Origin of the sequence: Leifsonia sp. EB41, assembly GCF_041262565.1 — a bacterium.
GTDB lineage: Bacteria > Actinomycetota > Actinomycetes > Actinomycetales > Microbacteriaceae > Leifsonia.
Genome location: NZ_JBGCCJ010000001.1, coordinates 1782513 through 1806050, shown reverse-complemented (window position 1 = coordinate 1806050; position 23538 = coordinate 1782513). Strand labels below are relative to the sequence as shown.

At 72.8% G+C, this 23538-nt stretch carries 20 protein-coding genes; 8 read left to right on the top strand and 12 right to left on the bottom strand.

The window, feature by feature from the left end; genetic code table 11:
• The first annotated feature begins 18 nt into the window (after positions 1–18).
• Entirely contained in the window at positions 19–1515 is a 1497-nt protein-coding gene (locus ABH923_RS08805; RefSeq protein WP_370054982.1) for a PLP-dependent aminotransferase family protein, read from the top strand.
• Here ABH923_RS08805 and ABH923_RS08800 read toward each other — a convergent pair.
• Positions 1479–2417, bottom strand: coding sequence for an SDR family oxidoreductase (locus tag ABH923_RS08800; RefSeq protein ID WP_370054981.1), 939 nt, complete (start codon positions 2415–2417; stop codon positions 1479–1481). The genes ABH923_RS08805 and ABH923_RS08800 overlap by 37 nt on opposite strands.
• Positions 2418–2507: 90 nt before the next feature.
• Here ABH923_RS08800 and ABH923_RS08795 point away from each other — a divergent pair, with 90 nt between their 5' ends.
• From ABH923_RS08795 to ABH923_RS08785, 3 genes are all read left to right on the top strand, one after another.
• A complete protein-coding gene (locus ABH923_RS08795; RefSeq protein ID WP_370054980.1) occupies positions 2508–3155 on the top strand; it encodes a TetR family transcriptional regulator in 648 nt (215 codons plus the stop codon).
• Positions 3156–3299: 144 nt separating this feature from the next.
• Entirely contained in the window at positions 3300–6650 is a 3351-nt protein-coding gene (locus ABH923_RS08790; RefSeq protein ID WP_370054979.1) for an efflux RND transporter permease subunit, read from the top strand.
• A gap of 159 nt (positions 6651–6809) precedes the next feature.
• The gene (locus ABH923_RS08785) at positions 6810–7706 is read left to right on the top strand and encodes an arginase family protein (protein WP_370054978.1); all 897 of its coding nucleotides are present in this window, start codon (positions 6810–6812) and stop codon (positions 7704–7706) included.
• 138 nt (positions 7707–7844) lie between these two features.
• Here ABH923_RS08785 and hutI read toward each other — a convergent pair whose 3' ends face one another.
• The 3 genes from hutI to hutH form a co-directional block, all read right to left on the bottom strand.
• Positions 7845–9005, bottom strand: coding sequence for an imidazolonepropionase (hutI, locus tag ABH923_RS08780; RefSeq protein WP_370054977.1), 1161 nt, complete (start codon positions 9003–9005; stop codon positions 7845–7847).
• The gene (gene hutU / locus ABH923_RS08775; RefSeq protein ID WP_370057323.1) at positions 9005–10690 is read right to left on the bottom strand and encodes a urocanate hydratase; all 1686 of its coding nucleotides are present in this window, start codon (positions 10688–10690) and stop codon (positions 9005–9007) included. The genes hutI and hutU overlap by 1 nt, the downstream gene beginning before the upstream one ends.
• Before the next feature lie 96 nt (positions 10691–10786).
• Positions 10787–12382 carry a histidine ammonia-lyase gene (gene hutH / locus ABH923_RS08770; protein WP_370054976.1) on the bottom strand — a complete coding sequence of 532 codons (1596 nt, stop codon included), beginning with the start codon at positions 12380–12382 and terminating at the stop codon, positions 10787–10789.
• A gap of 103 nt (positions 12383–12485) precedes the next feature.
• On the opposite strand from hutH, the gene ABH923_RS08765 reads away from it, so the two are divergent.
• Positions 12486–13244, top strand: coding sequence for an IclR family transcriptional regulator (locus ABH923_RS08765; RefSeq protein WP_370054975.1), 759 nt, complete (start codon positions 12486–12488; stop codon positions 13242–13244).
• A gap of 9 nt (positions 13245–13253) precedes the next feature.
• On the opposite strand, the gene ABH923_RS08760 is transcribed toward ABH923_RS08765, so the two are convergent.
• The gene (locus ABH923_RS08760; RefSeq protein ID WP_370054974.1) at positions 13254–14354 is read right to left on the bottom strand and encodes a S1C family serine protease; all 1101 of its coding nucleotides are present in this window, start codon (positions 14352–14354) and stop codon (positions 13254–13256) included.
• Positions 14355–14450: 96 nt separating this feature from the next.
• Between ABH923_RS08760 and ABH923_RS08755 the strand changes: the two genes are divergently transcribed.
• A complete protein-coding gene (locus tag ABH923_RS08755) occupies positions 14451–14834 on the top strand; it encodes a phage holin family protein (RefSeq protein WP_370054973.1) in 384 nt (127 codons plus the stop codon).
• A 6-nt stretch (positions 14835–14840) separates the two neighbouring features.
• Here ABH923_RS08755 and ABH923_RS08750 read toward each other — a convergent pair whose 3' ends face one another.
• Genes ABH923_RS08750 through ABH923_RS08740 form a run of 3 tightly spaced genes read right to left on the bottom strand, consistent with a single transcriptional unit; the run spans position 14841 to position 17313 of the window.
• Positions 14841–15299: a GNAT family N-acetyltransferase gene (locus tag ABH923_RS08750; RefSeq protein WP_370054972.1), complete on the bottom strand. Its 459-nt coding sequence runs from the start codon at positions 15297–15299 to the stop codon at positions 14841–14843.
• Between the two features lie 47 nt (positions 15300–15346).
• The gene (locus ABH923_RS08745) at positions 15347–15805 is read right to left on the bottom strand and encodes an SRPBCC domain-containing protein (RefSeq protein WP_370054971.1); all 459 of its coding nucleotides are present in this window, start codon (positions 15803–15805) and stop codon (positions 15347–15349) included.
• Positions 15805–17313, bottom strand: coding sequence for a phytoene desaturase family protein (locus ABH923_RS08740; RefSeq protein ID WP_370054970.1), 1509 nt, complete (start codon positions 17311–17313; stop codon positions 15805–15807). The genes ABH923_RS08745 and ABH923_RS08740 overlap by 1 nt, the downstream gene beginning before the upstream one ends.
• A gap of 275 nt (positions 17314–17588) precedes the next feature.
• Between ABH923_RS08740 and ABH923_RS08735 the strand changes: the two genes are divergently transcribed.
• The gene (locus ABH923_RS08735) at positions 17589–19733 is read left to right on the top strand and encodes a DEAD/DEAH box helicase (RefSeq protein WP_370054969.1); all 2145 of its coding nucleotides are present in this window, start codon (positions 17589–17591) and stop codon (positions 19731–19733) included.
• 76 nt (positions 19734–19809) lie between these two features.
• Here the strand turns inward: ABH923_RS08735 and ABH923_RS08730 are convergent, their stop codons facing one another.
• Positions 19810–20694 (bottom strand): aminoglycoside phosphotransferase family protein, encoded by an 885-nt coding sequence (locus ABH923_RS08730; RefSeq protein ID WP_370054968.1) that lies wholly within the window; start codon positions 20692–20694, stop codon positions 19810–19812.
• Between the two features lie 9 nt (positions 20695–20703).
• Complete coding sequence (locus ABH923_RS08725; protein ID WP_370057322.1) at positions 20704–21486, bottom strand: class I SAM-dependent methyltransferase; 783 nt, start codon at positions 21484–21486, stop codon at positions 20704–20706.
• Positions 21487–21651: 165 nt separating this feature from the next.
• Here ABH923_RS08725 and ABH923_RS08720 point away from each other — a divergent pair, with 165 nt between their 5' ends.
• Complete coding sequence (locus ABH923_RS08720; protein WP_370057321.1) at positions 21652–23016, top strand: aspartate aminotransferase family protein; 1365 nt, start codon at positions 21652–21654, stop codon at positions 23014–23016.
• 85 nt (positions 23017–23101) lie between these two features.
• On the opposite strand, the gene ABH923_RS08715 is transcribed toward ABH923_RS08720, so the two are convergent.
• Both ABH923_RS08715 and ABH923_RS08710 read right to left on the bottom strand, forming a co-directional pair.
• The gene (locus ABH923_RS08715) at positions 23102–23353 is read right to left on the bottom strand and encodes a DUF6458 family protein (RefSeq protein ID WP_370054967.1); all 252 of its coding nucleotides are present in this window, start codon (positions 23351–23353) and stop codon (positions 23102–23104) included.
• Between the two features lie 11 nt (positions 23354–23364).
• Positions 23365–23529 carry a hypothetical protein gene (locus ABH923_RS08710; RefSeq protein ID WP_369963838.1) on the bottom strand — a complete coding sequence of 55 codons (165 nt, stop codon included), beginning with the start codon at positions 23527–23529 and terminating at the stop codon, positions 23365–23367.
• Positions 23530–23538 lie beyond the last annotated feature (9 nt).

Genomic DNA, 23538 nt, shown 5'->3' with positions numbered 1-23538 from the left:
CCGGATAAAGTGGCCCGCATGCCCGACGCTCAACTCTCCGCCCGCTCGCTCGAGTCGCTGCTCGGCGACTGGCGCGGCGCGGCCCCCGGCTACCAGTCGCTGGCCGACCGCGTCCGCCTGCTCGTGCTGGATGGCCGCATCCCGATCGGCACGCGACTCCCGGCCGAGCGCGACCTCGCCGGCAGGCTCGACCTGAGCCGCACCACGGTCAGCGCCGCGTACCGGCAGCTCCGGGAGGGCGGCTTCCTCGACAGCGTGCGCGGCTCCGGCAGCGTCGCGCGCCTCCCCGGCCCCGCGCTGGCCCTGCCGATGACCGGCGGGGAGGGGATGCTCGACTTCACCAAGGCGGCCCTGCCCGCCGCGGCCTCCCTCCCGGCCGCCGCGCGCGCTGCCGCCGAGGAGCTGCCGCACTTCCTCCCGGACTCCGGCTACGACCCGGTCGGTCTGCCGCACCTCCGCCAGGCCATCGCCGACCGGTATGCCGAGCGCGGCCTCCCGACCACGGCCGACCAGGTACTCGTGACGGTCGGCGCGCAACAGGCCATCGCGCTCATCGCCCGCACCTTCCTGTCCCGCGGCGACCGCGCCCTCGTCGAGATGCCCACCTACCCGCACGCGACCGAGGCCCTGCGGCTGGCCGGCGCCCGGCTCCTCCCGATCACGGTAACGCCACCGGACGACGCCCCGCACGCCCTCGACCCGGACGGCCGCGAGCCCGCCGGGGACGACGGCTGGGACGCCGACGCCGCTGAGCAGGCGATCCGGCGCGCCAGCCCGGCGCTGGCCTACCTGATCCCGGACTTCCACAACCCGACCGGCGCGTCCATGTCGCCGGCGACCCGCGAGCGCATCCTCGCCGCCGCGGCGGCGCACGGGACGGTCGTGGTCGGCGACGAGACGACGGCCGACCTCGACATCGACCGGCCGGGCGAGTACCTGCCGCTGCCGACCTACGCCCACCGCCAGGCCGGCGACGCGCCCGTGCTGCTGATCGGCTCGGCCTCCAAGAGCCTCTGGGGCGGCCTCCGGATCGGCTGGATCCGCGCCGAGCGCCCGCTGATCCAACGGCTGATCGCGGCGAAGCCCTCCACCGACCTCGGCACGCCCATGATCGAGCAGCTCGTCGTCGCGCGGATGCTGCCGCAGACACGGGAGATCCTCGAAGAGCGCCGTGTGCAGCTCGCCGCGGGCCGGGAGACCGTGCGCCAGCTGGCCGGGGAGGTCTTCCCCGAGTGGCGCATCCCGCGCCTGCACGGCGGCCTCGCGGCGTGGATCGGGATCGGCGCGCCGGTCAGCTCGTCGCTCGCGCTCGCCGCGCGCAACCATGGCCTCCTCATCGCGGCCGGCCCGCGGTTCGGGCTGGACGGCGCGTTCGAGCGGTTCCTGCGCATCCCGATCACGTACAGCGAGGACGAGACGCGACGGGCTTTCGCCGCGCTGGAGCGGGCCTGGACGGTCGCCTCGACGGAGCCCGCGCCCTACTTCGACGCGGTTGCGCTGCCCAACGTGGTCTGAGCGTCCACGCCCGTCAGCTCCGCGGCCACCGCCCACAGCGAGGCGGGGAGGTCGCGACCCCGGGCGCTGCGGGGGATCTGCGCGCGGTGGGTCGGGCCGACCAGCGCCATCCGCGACGGACCGTAGTACCCGCCCTGCACCGCGCCCGGGTCGGCGGCGGCGAACAGCAGCGGCTCGGCCCCCTGCTCCACGCCCTGCGAGGGCAGAAGGGTGCGGCTGGACGGCTGGAGCTGCTTCGCGTCCCCGCGGGCGAGGTTGCGGCCGGCGGTCTGCAGGTTGGTGCGCGTGTAGCCGGGGTGCGCCGCTGTGCTGAGCAGCCCCCAGCCGCGCGTCTCCGAGAGCTCGGCGAGGCGGAGGGACATCAGGAGGTCGGCCAGCTTGGACTGCGCGTAGGCGCGCGGAGCGCTGTAGCGCCGCTCGAACTGCAGGTCACGGAAGTGGATCGACCCGAAGTCGGCCGTCCCGCTCGACATCGTCGCCACCCGCGGCTTCGGCGCCTCCAGGAGGCGCGGCAGCAGCAGGTTCGTCAGCAGGAACGGGCCGAGGAAGTTGCTCTGGAACTGCAGCTCGTACCCGTCGACCGTCTCGATCCGCTTCGGCGGGATCATCACGCCGGCGTTGTTGACCAGGGTGTCGATCTGCTCGCCATCGGCCAGGATCCCCTCGGCGAATGCGCGCACGCTGGCGAAGTCGGCGAGGTCGATCCGCCGCAGCCGGAGGTCGGCGCCGGGGACGCGGGCGAGGAGCTCGGCGCGGGCGGCCTCCCCCTTCTCGAGCGAGCGCACGGCCATCGTCACGCGGGCGCCCGCGGCGGCGAGCCGAGCGGTGGCCTCCTTGCCGGTGCCGCTGTTGGCGCCGGTGACGACGAGGTGCCGTCCAGTCTGGTCGGGGACGTTGTACACGGTTTCCTCCGCTGATCGTGAAATAATGAACCGCTGGTCTGTTACGGGATACGCTAATAGACCGATGGTCTGTTAGCAAGAGGGAGGGCGATGTCCCAGGCGACGTTCAGCCGGGCGCGGAGCGAGGAGCAGCGCGCGCGGCGCAGGGAGGACATCCTCACGGCGGCTGCGGCCATGCTGGCCGACACGCGTGTGGCCGACCTCAGCCTCAACGAGCTCGCTCGCCGCGTCGGCCTCGCGAAGTCGAACGTACTCCGCTACTTCGAGTCCCGGGAGGCCGTGCTGCTGGAGCTCTACGGGCGCGAGTTCGCGGCCTGGCTCGACGCGCTGGAGGAGCGGCTGGCCGCGGTCGCCGACCGCACGCCCGAATCCCTCGCCGAGGCTGTGGCCGACACCGCCGCCGACCGTCCCGTCTTCGCCGAACTGTGCGCGGCCGCGCCCGGCATCCTCGAGCACAACATCTCCGGTCCCGTCGCGCTCGCCTACAAGCGCGCGCTGCTCGGCGACGCGGCCCGGCTCGGCGCGCTGGCGGAGCCGTGGATCGGCGACGACCCGCGCGGCACGCTGGTCTTCGTCGGCGCGGTGACCCTCGGGATCGGCGGCATCTGGTCGACCTGCCGGCTCTCGCCCGGCATGGCGGAGGCCTACGAGCTCGACCCCGAGCTCGCGCGCTTCCGGATCGACTTCCGCGAGAGCCTGGAGACCCTGCTCCTGACGGTGATCCGCGGCCTGCGCTGAGCCTCCGGCGCTGAGTCGTGGGACCCTGGTTCCTGGCCCAAGTCGTACCACGGCATGAGGAAATTGCACAGCCTGCAATGAGAGACTTCTGCAGCGCCTCTGTCGTCGCCGTCAGTCCGATCACTTCCGCCGAGGGGACCCTCCGTGCACTATCTCGCCGTTCTCAGCATGAAGAACCGCGCCCTCATCGCGCTCGTCACCATCGTGGCCGCCATCTTCGGCGGCTACGCGCTGACCAGCCTCAAGCAGGAGCTCGCGCCGTCGATCACGTTCCCGCAGCTCGTCGTGCTGTCGACCTACCCCGGCGCATCGCCGGAGGTCGTCAACCACGACGTGAGCACGCCGGTGGAGGCCGCCATCCAGGGCGTGCCGGACCTCGACTCCACGTCCGCGGTCAGCAGCACGAACCAGTCGATCATCACGGCGAAGTTCACGTACGGCACCGACCTGGCGACGGCCGAGCAGAAGATCGACCAGGCGATCAACCGCATCAAGTCGACGCTGCCGTCCGGGGTGAACCCGCAGGTGCTCTCGGGCTCGATCGACGACCTTCCCGTCATCCAGCTCGCGGTGAGCAGCGACACCGATCAGCGCACGCTCGGCGACGACATCACCAAGCTCGCCCTGCCCGACATCAAGGCCGTGAGCGGGGTCAACGACGCCCAGCTCGTCGGCGAGGTCGGCCAGCGCATCACCATCACGCCGGACAACGCCAAGCTCGCGGCGGCGGGACTCAGTTCGTCGGCGATCAAGGACGCGCTGCAGCAGAACGGCGTGCTGCTGCCCGGCGGATCGATCACCGAGAACGGCCAGACGCTCACCATCCAGTCGGGGGCGCAGCTCACGTCGGTTGCGGACATCCAGGCGCTGCCGCTGATCAAGTCGTCCACGGGTGCGACGGCTTCGTCGGGCGCGACCGGGGCGACCGGCGGTGCCGCGGGTGCTGCTTCGGGAGGGGCGACCGCGGGAGGCGCGGCCTCCAGTCAGGCCGCCGCCGCTGCGGCCGCCGCAGCCGCCGCCAACTCGACCCCGCACACGATCGGCGACGTCGCGACGGTCGTGCAGAACGACGACCCGATCACCTCGCTCTCCCGCGTCAACGGCAAGCCCGCGCTCACCATCGCGGTGACCAAGCTGCCCTCCGCCAACACCGTCGCGGTTTCGCACGCGGTGTCCGCACTCATCCCGAGCCTGGAGACCAAGCTCGGGAACAACGCCAAGATCACCGTCGTCTTCGACCAGGCGCCGTTCATCACGCAGTCGATCAACTCGCTCGCCGAGGAGGGCCTGCTCGGCCTCGTGTTCGCGGTCATCGTCATCCTGGTGTTCCTGCTGTCGGTGCGCTCCACGCTCGTGACGGTGGTCAGCATCCCGACCAGCGTGCTCATCACCTTCATCGTGATGTGGGCGAGCGGCTACACGCTCAACATCATCACGCTCGGCGCGCTCACCATCGCGATCGGCCGCGTCGTGGACGACTCGATCGTCGTCATCGAGAACATCAAACGGCAACTCGTGCCCGGCGTGGACCGGGCCGTCACGATCATCCGCGCGGTGCGGGAGGTCGGAGGGGCGATCACGGCCTCCACGATCACGACCGTCGCGGTGTTCCTGCCGCTGGCGTTCGTCGGCGACGTCACGGGCGAGCTGTTCCGGCCGTTCGCGCTGACCGTCACCATCGCGCTGCTCTCGTCGCTGCTGGTCGCGCTGACGATCGTGCCGGTGCTCGCGTACTGGTTCCTGCGCGCGCCGAAGGCCCGCAAGCACGAGGGCGGCGAGTCGGACGACGAGGCCGCGCACCTGTCGGTGGCCGAGGCGACGGCCTCTGGCCATGACGAGCTGGAGCACCCGTCGTTCCTGCAGAGGGGCTACCTCCCGATCATCCGCTGGACGCTGAAGCATTCTGTGCTGACCGTCGTCGCCGCGGTGATCGTGCTGATCCTGACCTTCTTCTCCGTCCCGCTGCTCAAGACCAACTTCCTCGGCTCGAGCGGCCAGAACTCGCTCACCGTGTCGCAGACCCTCGCGCCGGGCGCGAGCCTCCAGGCGAAGGACGACGCCGCGCGCACGGTGGAGGACAAGCTCCTGCACACCGACGGCGTGAAGACCGTGCAGGTCTCGATCGGCTCCAGCGGATCGTCGCTGCGCGACGCGTTCACCGGTGGTGGCGGCGCGACGACGTTCTCGGTCACGACCGACGCGAACGCCGACCAGGACAAGCTCCAGACGACCATCCAGAACGAGATGGCGTCGATCACCGGCGCCGGTGACATCACCGTGTCCGCGTCGAGCGGGTTCGGCGGCTCCACCGACATCGAGGTGGACATCAGCGCCAGCTCGAACGCCGACCTCCAGAAGGCCACCGACTCCGTCGTCGCCGAACTGAAGAAGCACCAGTCGCTCAAGCAGGTCACCGACAACCTGAGCGCGTCGCTGCCCTACGTGTCGGTGAGCGTCGACCGGACGAAGGCGGCGGAGGCCGGCCTCAGCGAGGTCGCGGTCGGCACGCTCGTCTCCCAGGCGATGCAGCCGACCCAGATCGGCTCCGTCGCGATCGAGAACTCGACGCTCGACATCTACCTGCAGAGCGACAACCCGCCGACCACGGTCGCCGGGCTGTCCGACCTGCCGATCCCGACCGCGAAGGGCGTCGTTCCGCTGAGCTCCGTGGCGACCGTCACCGAGGCCAAGGGCCCGTCGACCGTGACGACCGAGCGCGGGCTGCGGACCTCCACGGTCACGGCGACGCCGGCCACCGACAACCTGACGACCGCCAACGCGGATGTCACCACGGCGCTCAAGGCCGCCGACCTCCCGGCCGGCGCCACGGCGAAGATCGGCGGTGTCTCGTCCAGCCAGTCGAGCGCCTTCGGTCAGCTCGGGCTCGCGCTGCTCGCGGCGATCCTGATCGTCTACATCGTCATGGTGGCGACGTTCCGCTCGCTGCGGCAGCCGCTGCTCCTCCTGGTCTCGGTGCCGTTCGCGGCGACCGGCGCCATCCTGCTGCAGCTCGCCTCCGGCATCCCGCTCGGCGTCGCCTCGCTCATCGGCGTGCTGATGCTGATCGGCATCGTGGTGACCAACGCGATCGTGCTCATCGACCTCGTCAACCAGTACCGCGCGAGGGGTCTGACGGTCGGCGACGCGGTCGTGCACGGCGCCTCCCGTCGTCTGCGCCCGATCCTGATGACCGCGCTTGCGACCATCGCAGCCCTGTCGCCGATGGCGCTGGGCGTGACCGGCCATGGTGGTTTCATCTCGCAGCCGCTCGCCATCGTGGTGATCGGCGGCCTGATCTCGTCCACGGTGCTGACCCTTGTGGTGCTGCCGACCCTGTACAACCTGGTGGAGGGCGCGCGCGAGCGCCGCATCGCCCGCCGGGCGGCGAAGGGTGGCGATGCGGCCGCTACGGGCGGCCCCGCCGGAGGCGCGCCGGACGGCGAGTCGCCGGAGCCCCCGGTGTTCACGACCCCTGCGGGCGGCCGACAGCTCTGACCACCATCCCGCCGAGGGGCACGTAAACGCCCTGAAAACGCGCTTTTAGGGGCGTTTACGTGCCCCTCGGCTTTGTGGGGAAGGCGTGCGTCCGGGATCCCAGACAGCGGAGGCGGGGTGGCGGGCGCCGGCGCGGGCGGGCATTGCTAGCGTCGCGGTATGAGCCTCTCCGTCGATCCCCTCTGGCCCCGCGCCGGTTCCTGGCCGTCGCTCGCCGAGCTCCCGGACGGGACGGTCGATGTGTCGATGATCGGCCTCCCGACCTGGCGCACGTCGTTGTCACCGACGGGCGCGCACGCGACACCGGGCGCCGTGCGGGAGGCGCTGCGGCGCTACTCGCTGCACGTTCCCGAGCTGGCGGTCGAGGCGCTCCGGTTCGCCGACGCCGGCGACGTGGCGGAGCCGGACGGCCCCGAGGGCGAGCGCCGGGCGATCGACGCCGTGCGGGAGGCCGTCTCGCGCTCGCGCCTGACCGTCGCGGTCGGCGGCGACAACTCCCTCACCGTCCCGGCTGCCCTCGGCGCCTGGGGCGACGAGGCGTCGACGGCCGGGCTCGTGACGCTCGACGCCCACCACGACCTCCGCGACGGCGTCTCCAACGGCTCGCCCGTGCGCCGGCTCGTGGAGGCCGGACTCGACGGCCGCCGGATCGTCCAGATCGGCATCGCCGACTTCGCCAACTCGGCCGAGTACGCGTTGCGGGCGCAGGAGTACGGCATCACCGTCATCCCGCGCGACGACCTCCACCGCCGCCCGGTCGAGGACGTGATGGCCGAGGCCCTGGAGGTCGCGGGCGCCGCCGGCGGCCCTGTTCACGTGGACCTAGACGTGGACGTGTGCGACCGCGCCGTCGCCCCCGGATGCCCTGCCTCGGTGCCGGGCGGGATCGCGGCGTGGGAGCTGCGGAGGTTCGCGCGACTCGCGGGCGCGGACTCCCGCGTCCGCTCGATCGACATCGCGGAGGTCGACGCCACCGCCGACACCCCTGACCAGCGCACCGTGCGCCTCGCGGCGCTCCTCGTCCTCGAGGCCGCCGCCGGCCTCGCGTCGCGCTGACGCGGGCCGCGATTCGGCACGAATGTCGCGTTTCGCGCTGCGAAACCGCACATTCGGCACGAATCGCCGTTCTGCACATTCGTGCCGAATCGCGGCTGCGGCGCCGCGAAACGCCACATTCGGCACGAATGATGCGGGTCAGGCGACGTGCGTGCGCGCGACCAGCGGGACTCCGGGGCGGTACGCCAGGTGCACGCACGAGGGCGCGTCGAGCACGACGTAGTCGGCGCGGGCGCCGGGCCGCAGGTGCCCGACGTCCTCCCGGAGCAGCGCCTCCGCGCCACCGAGCGTCGCGGCCCGCAGAGCGTCCGCGACCGTCATCCCCATGTCGCGCACCGCGACCGCGATGCAGAACGGCATCGACGACGTGAACGACGAGCCGGGGTTGCAGTCGCTCGCCAGCGCCACGCGCACGCCGGCGTCGATGAGGCGGCGGGCGTCGGGGTACGGGTGGCGGGTCGAGAACTCGACGCCGGGCAGGAGGGTCGCGACCGTCTGCGATCCCGCCAGAAGCTCTACGTCGCGGTCGGTCAGGTAGGTGCCGTGGTCGACGCTCGCAGCGTCCAGCTCGACGGCCAGCGCGACGCCGTCGCCCGGGCCGAGCTGGCTCGCGTGCACGCGCACGCCGAGCCCGCGCGCGGCGCCGGACTCCAGGATGCGCCGCGACTGCGACACGGTGAACGCGCCGGTCTCGCAGAACACGTCGACCCAGCGGGAGTAGGGGGCGCAGGCGTCCAGCATCGGGCCGGTGACCAGGTCAACGTATGCCTCCGGGTCGGAAGCGTACTCCGCGGGCACCACATGCGCGCCGAGGAATGTGGTCTCCGGGGTGACCTCGCGCGCGATCCGGAGGATGCGCGCTTCGTCCTCCACGGTCAGGCCGTAGCCGCTCTTGATCTCGAACGTCGTGGTGCCCTGGGAGCGCAGCTCGCTTACGAAACCGGCCAGCCGCCCGCGCAGTTCGTCGTCGGAGGCCGCTCGCGTCGCCGTCACCGTGCTGCGTATGCCGCCAGCGGAATACGGCCGACCGGCCATCCGCGCCTCGAACTCCGCCGAGCGGTCGCCGCCGAAGACGAGGTGCGTGTGGCTGTCGACGAACCCGGGGATGACGGCGGCGCCGCCCGCGTCCACGACCTCGTCGGCGTCGTCGCGCGGCGCCGCGGACGCGGGCCCGGTCCACTCGACCCGCCCGTCCACCACCAGCAGGGCCGCGTCGGGGAGGATGCCGAGCGGTCCGGGGTGGGCGGGGTCCAGGGTGACGAGTTCGCCGATCCCGGTCAGCAGCGTCGCGCGCGACATCAGGCGCCCGGCTCCGAGACGGTCGCCGCGGCGGCCTCCTGCATCGGGATGCGCAGCCCACGCTCGCGCGCGACCTCCGCCGCGTGCTCGTACCCGGCGTCCACGTGCCGCATCACGCCGGTGCCCGGGTCGTTGGTGAGCACGCGCTCGATCTTCTCGGCCGCGAGCACGGTGCCGTCCGCGACGACGACCTGGCCGGCGTGGATGCTGCGGCCGATCCCGACGCCGCCGCCGTGGTGCAGCGACACCCAGGTCGCGCCCGAAGCGGTGTTCAGCAGGGCGTTGAGGAGCGGCCAGTCGGCGATCGCGTCCGACCCGTCCTTCATCGACTCGGTCTCCCGGTAGGGGGAGGCCACCGAGCCGGAGTCGAGGTGGTCGCGGCCGATCACGATCGGCGCCGAGAGCTCGCCTGAGGCGACCATCTCGTTGAACTTGAGGCCGGCGAGGTGGCGCTCCTTGTAGCCGAGCCAGCAGATCCGGGCGGGGAGGCCCTCGAAGTGCACCTTCTCGCCGGCCTGGGTGATCCAGCGGCGCAGCTTGTCGTCGTCGGGGAACAGCTCCAGGATCGCGCGGTCTGTCGCGGCGATGTCCGCCGGGTCGCCCGAGAGCGCCGCCCACCGGAACGGGCCGCGGCCCTCCTCGAACTGCGGCCGGATGTAGGCGGGCACGAAGCCGGGGAAGGCGAACGCGCGGTCGTAGCCGCCGAGCTCGGCCTCCGTGCGGATGGAGTTGCCGTAGTCGAACACCTCGGCGCCGGCGTCGAGGAAGCCGACCATGGCGTCCACCTGCTTCGCCATCGACAGCCGTGCGGCGATGGTGAACGCCTCGGGGTCGGCGGCGGCGCGGTCGTGCCACTCCTCGACGGTGACGCCCTCGGGCAGGTAGCTCAGCGGGTCGTGCGCGCTGGTCTGGTCGGTGACGATGTCGATCGGGACGCCGCGGCGCAGCAGCTCGGGGAACACCGCGGCGGCGTTGCCGACGAGGCCGACCGAGAGGGCGCGGCGCTCGTCCTTGGCAGCGAGCACGCGGGCGATGGCGTCGTCGATGTCGTCGGCGAGCTCGTCGAGGTAGCCGTGATCGACGCGGCGCTGCAGGCGGGTGCGGTCGACGTCCACGATGAGCACCACGCCGCCGTTGAGGGTGACGGCCAGCGGCTGCGCGCCGCCCATGCCGCCGCAGCCGCCGGTGAGGGTGAGGGTGCCGGCGAGCGAGCCGCCGAACCTCTTGTCGCCGACGGCCGCGAAGGTCTCGTACGTGCCCTGCAGGATGCCCTGCGAGCCGATGTAGATCCAGGAGCCGGCGGTCATCTGGCCGTACATCGTCAAGCCGAGCGCCTCCAGGCGACGGAACTCGGGCCACGTCGCCCAGTCGCCGACCAGGTTGGAGTTGGCGATGAGCACGCGCGGCGCCCACTCGTGCGTGCGGAACACACCGACCGGCTTGCCGGACTGCACCAGCAGCGTCTCATCGGCCTCCAGGTCGCGGAGGGTGGCGACGATCGCGTCGTACGCCTCCCAGCTCCGCGCCGCGCGGCCGGTGCCGCCGTAGACGACCAGGTCGTCCGGCCGCTCGGCCACCTCCGGGTCGAGGTTGTTCATCAGCATGCGCAGCGGCGCCTCGGTCTGCCAGCTCTTCGCGCTGAGCTCCGTGCCGCGCGGCGCCCGTACCGGTCGCGATCCTTGCATCTCCTGCTCCTTACGTTCGGTAGCCATCTGTTCTGGAGTTGTGTACGCCCCGCCTCGGCGTGTCGCGTACAAAAGTCCGGGAGAGATGGAGGGGGGTTAGTGGAGGGGGGTGGTGAGTGCCGAGGAGGCTGCGGCGACGGCGGCGCCGGAGGCGACGAAGGCGACGGCGGCCTCGATCTCGGGGGAGAGGTGGCGGTCCGGGCCGGGGCCGGGGACGGTCGCGCGCAGCGCCTCCGTCACGGCGCCGGTCGCCGGGCCCTGGCGCAGCGGGGCGCGCAGGTCCGCGCCGCGGGCGGCGGTCATCAGTTCGATGGCGAGCACGCGGCTCAGCCCGTCGATCGCGCGGCGCAGCTTGCGGGCGGCGGCCCAGCCCATCGACACGTGGTCCTCCTGCATCGCGGACGACGGGATGCTGTCCGCCGAGGCGGGCACGGCCAGGCGCTTGAGCTCCGACACGATCCCGGCCGCCGTGTATTGCGCGATCATCAGGCCGGAGTCCACACCGACCTCGTGCGCGAGGAAGGGCGGCAGCCCCTGGTTGCGCGCCGGGTCGAGGAAGCGGTCGGTCCGCCGCTCGGACATGCTCGCGACGTCCGCGACGACGATCGCGAGGAAGTCGAGCACGTACGCGACGGGCGCGCCGTGGAAGTTGCCGTTCGACTCCACCCGTCCGTCCGGCGTGAGCACCGGGTTGTCGATGGCGGAGGCAAGCTCGCGCTCGGCGATCATCGTCGCGTGGGCCACGGTGTCGCGGGCCCCGCCGTTCACCTGCGGGGAGCAGCGCAGCGAGTAGGCGTCCTGCACGCGCGTGCACTCGGGGCCCTTGTGGCTGGCCACGAGCGGGGAGTCCGCGAGCAGCCCGCGCAGGTTCGCGGCGGAGACCGCCTGGCCGGCCTGGGGGCGCAGCGCCTGGAGGTCGGCCGCGAACACCGCGTCGGTGCCGAGCAGCGCCTCCACGCTCATCGCCGCGGTGATGTCGGCCGTGGTGAGCAGGCCGCCGAGGTCGTGCAGCGCGAGCGAGAGCATCCCGAGCATCCCGTCGGTGCCGTTGATGAGCGCGAGGCCCTCCTTCTCGGCGAGGACGACGGGCTCGATGCCGGCGGCGGCGAGGGCGTCGGAGGCCTCCACGAGCTCGCCGTCGACGCGCACCTGGCCCTCGCCCATCGCGGCGAGCGCGCAGTGCGCCAGCGGCGCGAGGTCGCCGGAGCAGCCGAGCGAGCCGTACTCGCGGACGAGCGGAGTGATGCCCGCGTTGAGCAGCGCGGCGTACGTCTCGACCGTGCGGCGCTGGGCGCCGGTGCGGCCGGTCATCAGCGTGGCCAGGCGCAGCAGCATGAGGGCGCGGACGACCTCCCGCTCGACCTCCGGGCCCGACCCGGCCGCGTGCGAGCGGACGAGGGAGGCCTGAAGCTGCGCGCGGCGCTCCTCGGGGATGAACGTGGTCGCCAGCGCGCCGAAGCCGGTGGAGATCCCGTAGTGCGGCTCGACGTCGTCGGCGAGCGCTTCGATGATGGCGCGGGAGGCCTGCACGGCGTCGAGCGCAGCGACGTCGAGCTGCACGGGCGCGTCGTGGCGGGCCACCGCGACGACCTCGGCGATGGTGAGCGGGCGGGCGCCGACGGTGACGGGCGCTGCGTCGGCGGCGTCGCGGGAGGTGGTTGCGGAGGTGGAACCGGTGGTGAAGGCGGACATGCTCCGATCATGCGCCGGAGACCATCCGGCGCGCCCGGGGGTTAGGCTCATCGGTGTCCGGGATACCAGACACGGCATCGCCGCCCAGTACACAGGAGCGTCCATGAGCAAGGTCCCCGCCGCGGAGAACACCCTGCGCGTCCTCGCCTACCTCGCCACCCAGCGCGGCCCGGTCCCCGCCGCCGGGCTCGCCTCCGCCCTCGGCCTCCCGCGCTCGACCGTCTACCACCTGCTGACCGTGCTGACCGAGCACGGCTTCGTCCTGCACTTCCCCGAGGCGCGGCGCTACGGGCTCGGCGTCGCGGCGTACGAGCTGTCGAGCGGGTTCTCCCGCCAACAGCCGCTCAGCCGGCTCGGCCGTCCCATCGTCGCCGCGCTGGTGGACGCGATCGGCGAGTCCGGCCACGTCGCGGTGCTGCACGGCAGGGACGTCGTCTACATCGTCGAGGAGCGGGCGCCAAGGAGGCCGCGCCTCGTCACCGACGTCGGCGTCCGCCTCCCCGCGCACCTGACGGCGAGCGGCCGCGCACTGCTGGCCTCGCTCCCGGCCGGGCAGCTCCGCGCGCTGTACCCGGACGCCGACGCGTTCGAGGACCGCACCGGAGCCGGCCCGCACTCGTACGCCGAGCTGCGCCGGCTGGTCGCCGAGGCACGCGAGCGCGGCTACGCCACCGAGGACGGCGACGTGACGCCCGGCTTCGCCTCCGTCGCCGTTTCGGTGCGTGACCACGCCGGCTGGCCCGCCGCCGGGATCGCCGTCACCTTCCCGCGCGACAACATCCCGCCTGCCGAGTGGGACGCCCTCGCCGCGCGCGTCAGCGACGCCGCGGCCGAGCTCTCCCGCCGCATCCGCGGCAGCTGACCTCGGCGGCTACCGGAGCGTGACGGTCGTGGTGTGCGCCGTCCCGTCGCGCACGTAGTCGACCTTCACCTCGTCGCCCGGCTTGCTGGTGACCTGGATCGCGGTCAGCTCGTCGATGTCGGTGGCCGGGTTGCCGTTCACGGCGGTGATCACGTCCCCGACCCGCAGGCCGGCCTGCTGCGCGGGGCCGCCCGACACGACCGACTGCACGAACAGCCCGCCGTCCACCCCGAACGCCGCCGCCGCGGCCGGCGGGATCGGCACCACGGTGAGTCCGGCATCCGGATGCGTGACCTCGCCGTGCGCGATCAGCTCGTGCGCGATCGGCAGTGCGAGCGACTCCGGCACGGCGAACCCGATCCCCACGCTGCCGGTGCTCGCCTGGCCGTTGGAGCCGGGCACCGTCGCGATCGCCGTGGGGACGCCGACGAGGCGGCCGGCGCAGTCCACGAGCGCGCCGCCCGAGTTTCCCGGGTTGATCGACGCGTCGGTCTGGATGGCGCCGGCCAGGATCGCGTTCCTGTCGTCGTCGCTCGGCACCGGGACGGTCCGCCCCAGCGCGCTGACGATGCCGGCCGTCACGGTCGAGGAGAGGCCGAGCGGGGCGCCGAGCGCGACCACGGGCTGACCCACCACGAGCGCGCCGGAGTCGCCCGTCGCGATGACCGGCAGCGGCTGGTCGTCCTTCACCTTGATGACCGCCAGGTCGGTCTTCGGGTCGCGTCCGGTGAGCTCGGCGGGGAGCTGGTGGCCGTCGCTGAACCGCACCGCGAGCTTCGCGCCCGACGCCGCGTCCGAGATCACGTGGTTGTTCGTGAGGATGTAGCCGTCCTCAGTGATGACCTCACCGCTGCCGTTGCTCGACCCGCGAGCGCCGGTGACGCTGATGGTGACCACGCTCGGGAGCACCTCGTCCGCGACCTGGGCGGCGTCGCAGGTGCCGCTGCGGCCGGCCGAGATCGCGGCGAACGCGAAGGCTCCGGCGATCGTCCCGCCCGCGATGAGGACGAGGGCCGCGCCGACGACGAGGAGTGCGATCGTCCAACCGCGCAGGGTGGCCTTCGGCTGGAGGGCGGCCCTCTGGTCGGGGGTGGTCTTCTGCTCGGTCACGGTGCCCCCTCCTGGACGGTGGCGCCAGGCTAGCGGCCCGATGCGCCCGCGAGAAGGGGTGTTCTCGCCCGCTCGGGAGGCCGCTACCCTTCGGGCATGGTGAGATTCCTGATCCGCGCGGCGATCTTCGTGGTCACCGCCGCGCTCGGCCTGCTGGTCGCCTCCTGGGTGCTTCCCGGCTTCCACCTCGACTGGGAGGGCCTCCTGGTCGCCGTGCTCGTCTTCGCGGCGGCGCAGAGCATCCTGGCGCCTTTCATCTTCAATCTCGCCCGCAAGTACGCGTCCGCGCTTCTCGGCGGGATCGGGCTCGTCTCCACGCTCGTCGCGCTGCTGGTGGCCTCGCTGCTGCCGGGCGGCATCCGGGTGGACGACTTCCTGACCTGGATCCTCGCCGCGCTCGTCGTCTGGGTCGTGACGGCGCTCGGCGGCTGGCTGCTGCCGCTGATCTTCCTCAAGAAGAAGGTGGCGCAGCGCAGTTAGCGCCGGTCAGAGCTCCTTCGCGTAGCAGACCGAGTGCGGGTCGCCCACGTAGTCGCCGAAGTTCGGGATGCGCGTGTAGCCGCGGCGCTCGTACAGCGCGATCGCGGCGTGCTGCAGCGGGCCGGTCTCGAGCTGCAGGGTCGCGACGCCGGCGCGGAGGGCCTCGGCCTCCACGGCGCCCAGCAGGCTGCCGGCCAGCCCGCGGCCCCGCGCGTCCGCGTGGACGAACATGCGCTTGAGCTCGGCGCTGCCGTCGGACTTCCGGACGAGCGCGGCCATGCCGAGCGCCGTGCCGTCCTCGTCGCGGCCGACGAACACGGTCACGCCCGGGTGCTCCAGCTCCGAGACGTCGAGCAGGTAGCAGCTCTCGGCCGGGTAGAGCGCGAAGGTGAACTCGTCGCTCAGGCGCAGCAGCTCGGCGACGCCGGGGGAGCGGGCGGGCTCGGCGGACACGCTGGTGGTCATGCGTCGATGGTAGCCAGACGCTGTTTCACGCACGTTTCGTCGCGTGCTCAGCTCCCGGAGCGCGCCTTCTGGCGGCTGATCCCGCGCGCCACCCATTCGAGCCTACGCAGCGCCTCGCGGTTGCGGACCCACAGGATCGGGTCGGCGATGACGGCGGGGATGCGCGCGGCGATGCCGGTGATGGCGTACTCCTCCATCCGCACCAGGCAGCCCTTCCCGCGCGGCATCACCTCGATGAGCACGCGCTCGGTCCCGACCGGGCGCGTCTTCGCGTGGAGCACGAGCCGCTTGGGCGGGTCCCACTCCTCCACGGTCGTCTCGTCGTTGAGCACGAACGGCCAGATGCCGATGGAGTGGTGCAGCCGGGAGCCCGGTTCCGGGAAGCGGCCGTCGGCTCCCCGCATCCGCGAGGCGCCGACGACCCAGGTCGGGAAGACCCACGGGTCGGCGAGTGCGGTGAACACTTCTTCCGGCGTGCAGGTGAACCGGCGGACGTTGACAGACATCAGGCGACCTCCTCCTCGGTGAAACCGCTCGCGGGGGCGCTCGGGCGCTCGGCACGCGACTCCGGGGCAAGCGACGGCATCCCGGTCACCCCGAACTCGTGCCGGAGGGCGCTGCGTGCCGCGTAATACCCGGCCAGCCCGTGCACGCCCGGCCCCGGCACAGCGGAGGACGAGGCCAGGTACAGCCCGCGGCCCGGCATCCGCCACGGATCGGCCGACAGCACCGGCCGCATGACGAGCTGCGACAGGTCGGGCATTCCGGAGGAGATGTCGCCGCCGATGTAGCTGGGGTTATAGCCCTCCAGCTCGTGCGCGGTGCGGGTGGTCTTCGCGAGGATCAGGTCGCGGAAGCCGGGCGCGAACCGCTCGATCTGCGCGATGACCGCCTCGCTGCGATCCGACGTGGAGCCGCGCGGGACGTGCGTGTACGCCCAGAGCACGTGTTTCCCGGCCGGAGCGCGCGATGGGTCGAACAGGGTGGGCTGGGAGACGAGCACGTAGGGGTCGTCGCTCTCCCGCCCGGCGGCCACCACGCGCTCGGAGCGGGCGATCGCGCCGCGCTCGCCGCCGAGGTGCACGGTCGCGGTCTCCAGCAGCTCGGGGTTCGTCCACGGCACCGGGCCGGACAGCGCGAAGTCGACCTTGAAGACGCCGTTGCCGTCGCGGAATCCGGCGACGCGGCGGAGGTAGTCGGCGGGCAGGAGGTCCGCGCCGAGCCGCGCGGCGATGGCGACGTGGGTGTCGAACAGGACGGCGCGCGCGTCGGGGAGCTCCCCGAGCGACTGGATGTCGGCGCCGGTGATCACCTCGCCGCCGTGCGCGCGGAGGTCGTCGACCATCGCGTCCGCGATCGCCTGCGAGCCGCCGACCGGGATGGGCCAGCCGCGCGCGTGCGCGTACGTCGCGAGGGCGAGGCCTGCACCCGCCGCGGCGAGGCTGGGCAGCGGCAGCGTCGCGTGCGCGATCACACCGGTGAGGAGGGCGCCCGGCTTCGGCGTGCGGAACGGCAGGCTCCACCACGGGCCGCCCTGCGACAGCGCCGCCAGCCCGAAGCGCGCGGCGACGACCGGGTTCCGCGGCAGTTGCAGCAGCGACGACCCGGTGAACTGCGCGACCGCGTCCGCGTTGCGCGCGAGCGGGCCGAGGAGGGCGCGCCAGGCGGGGCCGTCCGGGCCGAGCGCGTCGGCGGTGCGCTCCAGGTCGCGGTAGGCGACGGCGACCTCCCCGCCGGGAAGCGGATGCCCGTAGGAGGCCGACGGGGTGAGGAACGGGACGCGGTCCGCCAGCCCGAACCGGCGGAAGAAGCCCGACGCGAGCGCCAGCGGGTGCACCGCGGAGCAGATGTCGTGCCGGAAGCCGGGGAGGGTGACCTCCTCCGTCCGCATCCCGCCGCCCGGCGTCGCGTTGCGCTCGTAGACGTGGACCTTCAGCCCGGCGCGGGCGAGGGTGACGGCGGCCGCGAGCCCGTTGGGGCCGGAACCGATGACGATCGCGTCGACGGAGGACATGCCCCATGTATACCCCGGTCTCCGCGGCCCGGCAGGAGTCGCGGATCGGCAGCGTCTTCCCAGGCGTCATCCTGTATCGTTGGGAGGTCGGCTCTTGACACCGCGCCTTTTTGTCGCGCGGATGGGTTTGTAAGTCAAGCGGGCCGGTTCCGCAACCAGACGGTTTCGCGGATTCATCACGACGTGAACGGCCCCAGGCGATGTCTGCCGGGGATTCTCCGGTGCGCTTCAGCGCGCCGCCGCGCATTTCAGAGAAAAACCCAGGAAGAACACGCATGCCCCCGTACAACAAGAACAACGACCGACGACCGTCGCAGTCCGGCGCGCCGAAGGGCGCAGGTTCGCGCAGCCCGAAGCACCGCGGCTACCGCGAGGAGGCTCCCGGCGCGAAGAACCGCTGGACCGCCGAGGACCGTGCCGCCCGCGGCCGCGACACCTACGGCAGCCGCGGCGACGCCCGTGGCGCCGAGCGCACCGGCCGTGGCGAGCGCCCCAACTGGGAGCCTCGCGGCAAGGACGCCCGCCGCACCGAGCGCGAGTGGGACAACCGCGCCAACGCGGGCCGGCGCGAGGACGACCGTCCGCGCCGCAGCTTCGACGATCGCGCGCCGCGTCGCGATCAGGACGACCGTCCGCGTCGCAGCTACGACCGTGACGATCGCGCACCGCGTCGTGACAATGACGAGCGCCCGCGTCGCACGTTCGACCGGGACGACCGTGCACCGCGTCGTGACAACGACGAGCGTCCGCGCCGCACCTTCGACCGGGACGACCGTCCCCGTCGCGACTTCGACCGGGCCGACCGCGCGCCGCGTCGTGACAACGACGAGCGTCCGCGCCGCACCTTCGACCGGGACGACCGTCCCCGTCGCGACTTCGACCGGGCCGACCGCGCACCGCGTCGTGACAACGACGACCGTCCGCGCCGCACCTTCGACCGCGACGACCGTGCCCCGCGTCGTGACAACGACGACCGTCCGCGCCGCACCTTCGACCGGGACGACCGTGCCCCGCGTCGTGACAACGACGAGCGTCCGCGCCGCACCTTCGACCGGGACGACCGCGCTCCGCGCCGCGACTCCGGCGACCGTCCCCGTCGCGACTTCGACCGCGACGAGCGCGCCCCGCGCCGCGACTCCTCCTTCTACCCGTCGCGCGACGAGAAGCAGTCGTCCGGCCCGCAGGACGACGTGGTGCTCGCACGCCTGGAGGCCGACGCCATCCAGGCCGCCGACGTCGAGGGCGTGACCTTCGCCGACCTGGGCCTCGGCGGCAACGTCGTCCGCGCCCTGGCCGAGCTCGGCGCGGAGAAGCCGTTCCCCATCCAGGCCGCCACCCTCCCCGACGTGCTCGCGGGCAAGGACGTGCTCGGCCGTGGCCGCACCGGCTCCGGCAAGACGATCGCCTTCGGCGCCCCGCTGGTCGAGCGGCTCATGCAGCTCTGGGCCGAGTCCGGCAAGGCCGGCGGCAAGCGCCAGCTCGGCCGCGCCCCGCGCGCGCTCATCCTCGCGCCGACCCGCGAGCTCGCCCTCCAGATCGACCGCACCGTGCAGCCCATCGCGCGCAGCGTCGGCCTCTTCACCACGCAGATCTACGGCGGCGTGCCGCAGGGCCGCCAGGTCGGCGCCCTCCAGCGCGGCGTCGACATCGTGATCGGCACCCCCGGGCGCATCGAGGACCTCGTGGAGCAGGGCCGCCTCGATCTCAGCGAGGTCGTCATCAGCGTGCTGGACGAGGCAGACCACATGTGCGACCTCGGCTTCCTGGAGCCGGTGCAGCGCATCCTGCGTCGCACCTCCGAGGGCGGCCAGAAGCTGCTGTTCTCGGCGACCCTCGACACCGGCGTCGCCCAGCTCGTGGACGAGTTCCTCGTTGAGCCGTCCGTGCACGAGGTCGCAGGCGAGGACCAGGCGTCCTCGACCATCGACCACCGCGTGCTCGTCATCGAGCACCGCGACAAGGCCGCCATCATCGAGCAGCTCGCCGACCGCGACGGCAAGACGCTGATCTTCTCGCGCACCCGTGCGTTCGCCGAGATGCTGGCCGACCAGCTCGAGGACGCCGGAATCCCCGCCGTCAGCCTGCACGGCGACCTGAACCAGTCGCGCCGCACGCGCAACCTGCACCAGCTCACCAGCGGGCGGGTCAACGTGCTGGTCGCGACCGACGTCGCCGCCCGCGGCATCCACGTCGACGACATCGACCTGGTCATCCAGGCCGACGCCCCGGACGAGTACAAGACCTACCTGCACCGCTCCGGCCGCACCGGCCGCGCCGGCAAGCAGGGCACGGTCGTGACGCTCATCCCGCGCCACCGCCAGCGCCGCATGAACGAGCTCCTGGAGCGCGCCGAGATCGAGGCCGACTTCGTGCCCGCCGCCCCCGGCGACGACGTGGTCCTCACCCTCTCGCAGGCGTAACCGCCCGCCGAGTACGCCCGAATTCAGGCGAAGACCGCCGAGTACGCAGACAATCTGCGTACTCGGCGGTTTTGCGTCAGGGGGATTCGAGAGTCAGCTGAGCCAGGGCGTGGCGGGCGAGCGAGGCCATACGGGGGTTGTCGTCGGAGGACGTTGCCAGGGCGCTCGCCATCGTGACGACCCAGCCGCGGGCGCGGAGCCAGGTGGCGCGGTCGGGAGCGACCGGCAGCGCGGCGCGGAACCGCTCGCGCGCGTCCCCGTCGAAGGTGAGCCACGCGGTCGCGAGGTCGGTCGCCGGGTCGCCGGAGGTGACGTCGCCGAAGTCGATGACCGCCGCGAGCCCACCCTCTGGGGTGAGCAGCAGGTTGCCCGGGTGGAGGTCGCCGTGCAGCAGCAGCGGAGGCCCGTCCCACACGGGCGCCGCGAGCGCCTCCCGCCACGCCTGCTCCAGCGCCGCGACCTCCATGCGGCCGGACAGCGACCGCAGCCGGGTCGCCACGACCTCCCGGCGGGACGCCAGCGCGACCCCGCGCACCGGGTTGCGCGGGGCCTCCGGCGCCGGCACGGCCAGCTCGCCGACGAACTCCGCCAGGGACTCGGCGATCCCCGACCGCTCGTCGGCGCCGACCGATGCCCCGTCGACGCCGTCGATCCACTCGACGATGCTCCACGCCCACGGGAACAGGTCGGACGGCACCCCGACCCGCACGGGCGCGGAGACCGTCGCGCGCACGCGGGCGGCGATGCCGGGCAGCATCTGCTGCTCGTGCTCGATCAGGTGCGCGGCGACCTCCCGGCGCGGGATGCGGACGGCGTACGCGTCGCCCAGCCGGTAGAGCTGGTTGTCCCACCCGTCGGACACCAGCCGCAGCGGGCCGGCCAGGTCGGGATGCTGCGCGGCGACGAGCGCGGCGACGAGCTCGGCGTCGGTGGGGATGTCGGCAGGCGGGGTCAGCGGCACCGGAGCAGCCTAACCGCCCGGCCGGACCCCACGCACGGCCCACGCCCGCGCCGTCAGCGCGATCGACCCGTCCGCCTCACGCGGCAGCGTCTCCTCCAGCCGCGCCCGCAGTGCCTCGCGGGCCGCGGCATCCAGCGACATCGCGTACGCCGGCGCGGGTCCCTGGCCGCCCAGGAACGGCGTCCAGTAGTCCTCGAAGTCCGCGAACACCGTCGGGATCTCGATCGCCGTCGTCGCGACCTCGGCGCACCCCGCCGCGGTGAGCAGGGCGGCGAGTGCGTCCGGGTGGGCCAGCGGGAATCGGGCGCCCTCGTCGAGCCGGGAGGCCTCCGGGTCGAGAGCGGCCGCCGCGTCCCAGAAACGGCGCATCAGGTCCATCCGTCCGGCGTAGTCCCAGACGGTGGCCGCGACGGTGCCGCCGGGGCGCGCGACGCGGAGGGCCTCCTCGAGCGCCGCGCGCGGGTCTGGGACGAAGTTCAGCACCAGTGCGGAGACGACGGCGTCGGCGGAGGCGTCCGGGAGCGGCAGGGCGGCGGCGTCCCCCACGACGAACGTCGCTCGGTCGCCCAACTGCTCGCGCGCTGTCGCGACGAAGCCGTCGGCCGGATCCACTCCGACGACAGAGGCGGGTGCGCAGCCGTCGAGGATCGCCGCCGTCAGCGCGCCGGTGCCGCAGCCGACGTCCACCCAGTCGAGGTACTCCGCCGTGCCGAGCCAGTCCAGGAACAGCGGCGCGACGCGCCGGCTCCAGCGGCCCACGTACCGCTCGTACGGGTCCCCGCGCCCCCACATCCCGGCCACACGCACACCCTAGCGCCGCGGCCGCCCCACGGACCACGCATGGTCGCTGCGTACTGATATCCAAATGCGCAGCAAAATCGCGTACGGCCGCGAAATCCTGCTGATGTCGTGTGTCAGCATTGGTGCGGAGGCCCCATGACTACCGACCCCGCCCGCATGACCGACCCCGCGCGCATGCACAGCGTCACCGACGACACCACCGAGCTCGTCGACCTCGTGCTCGACTACTCTCGCCGCCGCATCCTCGCGACGGACACGCCCCTCGACAAGCCGCTGCCCGAGTCCGAGCTGCGCCGGCTGGCCGGGCGCACCGTCTCCGAGAAGGGGATGGGGGCCGAGCGCGCGCTCGCCGTCTTCGAGCACGTCCTCGCGCCCGCATGCATCACCACCGACCACCCGCGCTACCTGTCGTTCATCCCGACAGCGCCCACGAAGGCGGCGACGGCGTTCGACCTCGTCGTGTCCGCGAGCGCGGTCTACGGCGGGTCGTGGCTGGAGGGCTCCGGCGCCGTCTACGCCGAGAACCAGGTGCTGGCCTGGCTCGCCGACGAGTTCGGCCTCCCGGCGACCGCGGGCGGCGTCTTCGTGCAGGGCGGCACGCTTGGCAACCTCTCGGCGCTGGTGGCCGCCCGCGACCACGCCCGCAGTGAGCGCGGCAACCCGGCGGGGAGCTGGATCATCGTCTGCAGCGCGGAGGCGCACTCCTCCGTCGCCTCGGCCGCGCGCGTCATGGACGTGGAGGTCGTGACGGTCTCGCCCGGCGAGTCCGGCGTCCTCACGGGCGACGCGGTCCGTCCGGCGCTGGCCGAGCACGGGGGCGCCGTCTTCGCGGTCGTCGCGACCGCGGGCTCCACCAACTTCGGGATCGTCGACGACATCGCCTCCATCGCCGCGCTGAAGGACGAGTTCGACTTCTGGCTGCACGTCGACGGCGCCTACGGCCTGGCCGGGATGCTGTCGCCGCTCGCCCGCCCGCGGTTCGCGGGCGTCGAGCGCGCCGACTCGCTCATCGTGGACCCGCACAAGTGGCTGTTCGCCCCGTTCGACGCCTGCGCGCTGCTCTACCGCGACCCGGAGCAGGGCCGCCGCGCGCACACGCAGCACGCCGAGTACCTCGACACGCTCACCGAAGCGACCGAGTGGAGCCCGTCGGACTACGCCGCGCACCTGACCCGCCGCGCCCGCGGGCTGCCGTTCTGGTTCTCGCTCGCCTCGCACGGCGCCGCCGCCTACCGGGACGCCGTCACGGCCTCCCTGCAGCTCGCCCGCCGCATCGCGGACGAGATCGACCGCCGGGAGGGCTTCCACCTGGTCCGTCAGCCGCAGCTCTCGGTCGTGGTCTTCGAGCGGGAGGGCTGGAGCAAGGAGGACTACGCGCTGTGGTCCGCCCGCCTCCTGGACGAGCAGCGCGCCTTCGTCACGCCGAGCTCGCACGCCGGCCGGACGAACACGCGGTTCGCGATCCTCAACCCGCTGACGACGTTCGAGGACCTCGTGGAGATCCTGGATTCGATGGGCTGAGCCTCGATGGAGGGCTGACGCCACTCTTGACACGACGAAGCCCCCGCCGTTCGGCGGGGGCTTCGTACTTCCGGGGGTTTCCGATTCAGACGATGTCGTCGTCGATGCCGCGTCGGGTGACGCGGTCGCCGGTCACCGGGTCCACCGCTGTGCGCGTGGTGGCCACGGTGCGGCGGCGACGGGTCAGCAGGATGATCCCGATGATGATGCCGACCACGCCGGCGATCATCAGGATGTACCCGACGAGGTGGAGGTTGATCCAGTCGACCTGGATGTTGAGGGCGAACGCGAGGATCGCTCCGATCACGAACAGGACGATTCCGGTGCCCAGACTCATTGAGGCCTCCTCTATACGCGTCGGCTGCCGGTCAGCAGCCGCACGAGCCAGACGATCACGGCCAGCACCAGCAGGACGATGCCGACCCAGAGCAGGAAGTTCAGGGACGACACGAAGCCGCCGGTGAGAAGCAGGACGATCGCGATGATGGCGATGATGATGAGCAGGATGTTCATGGAGGGGTT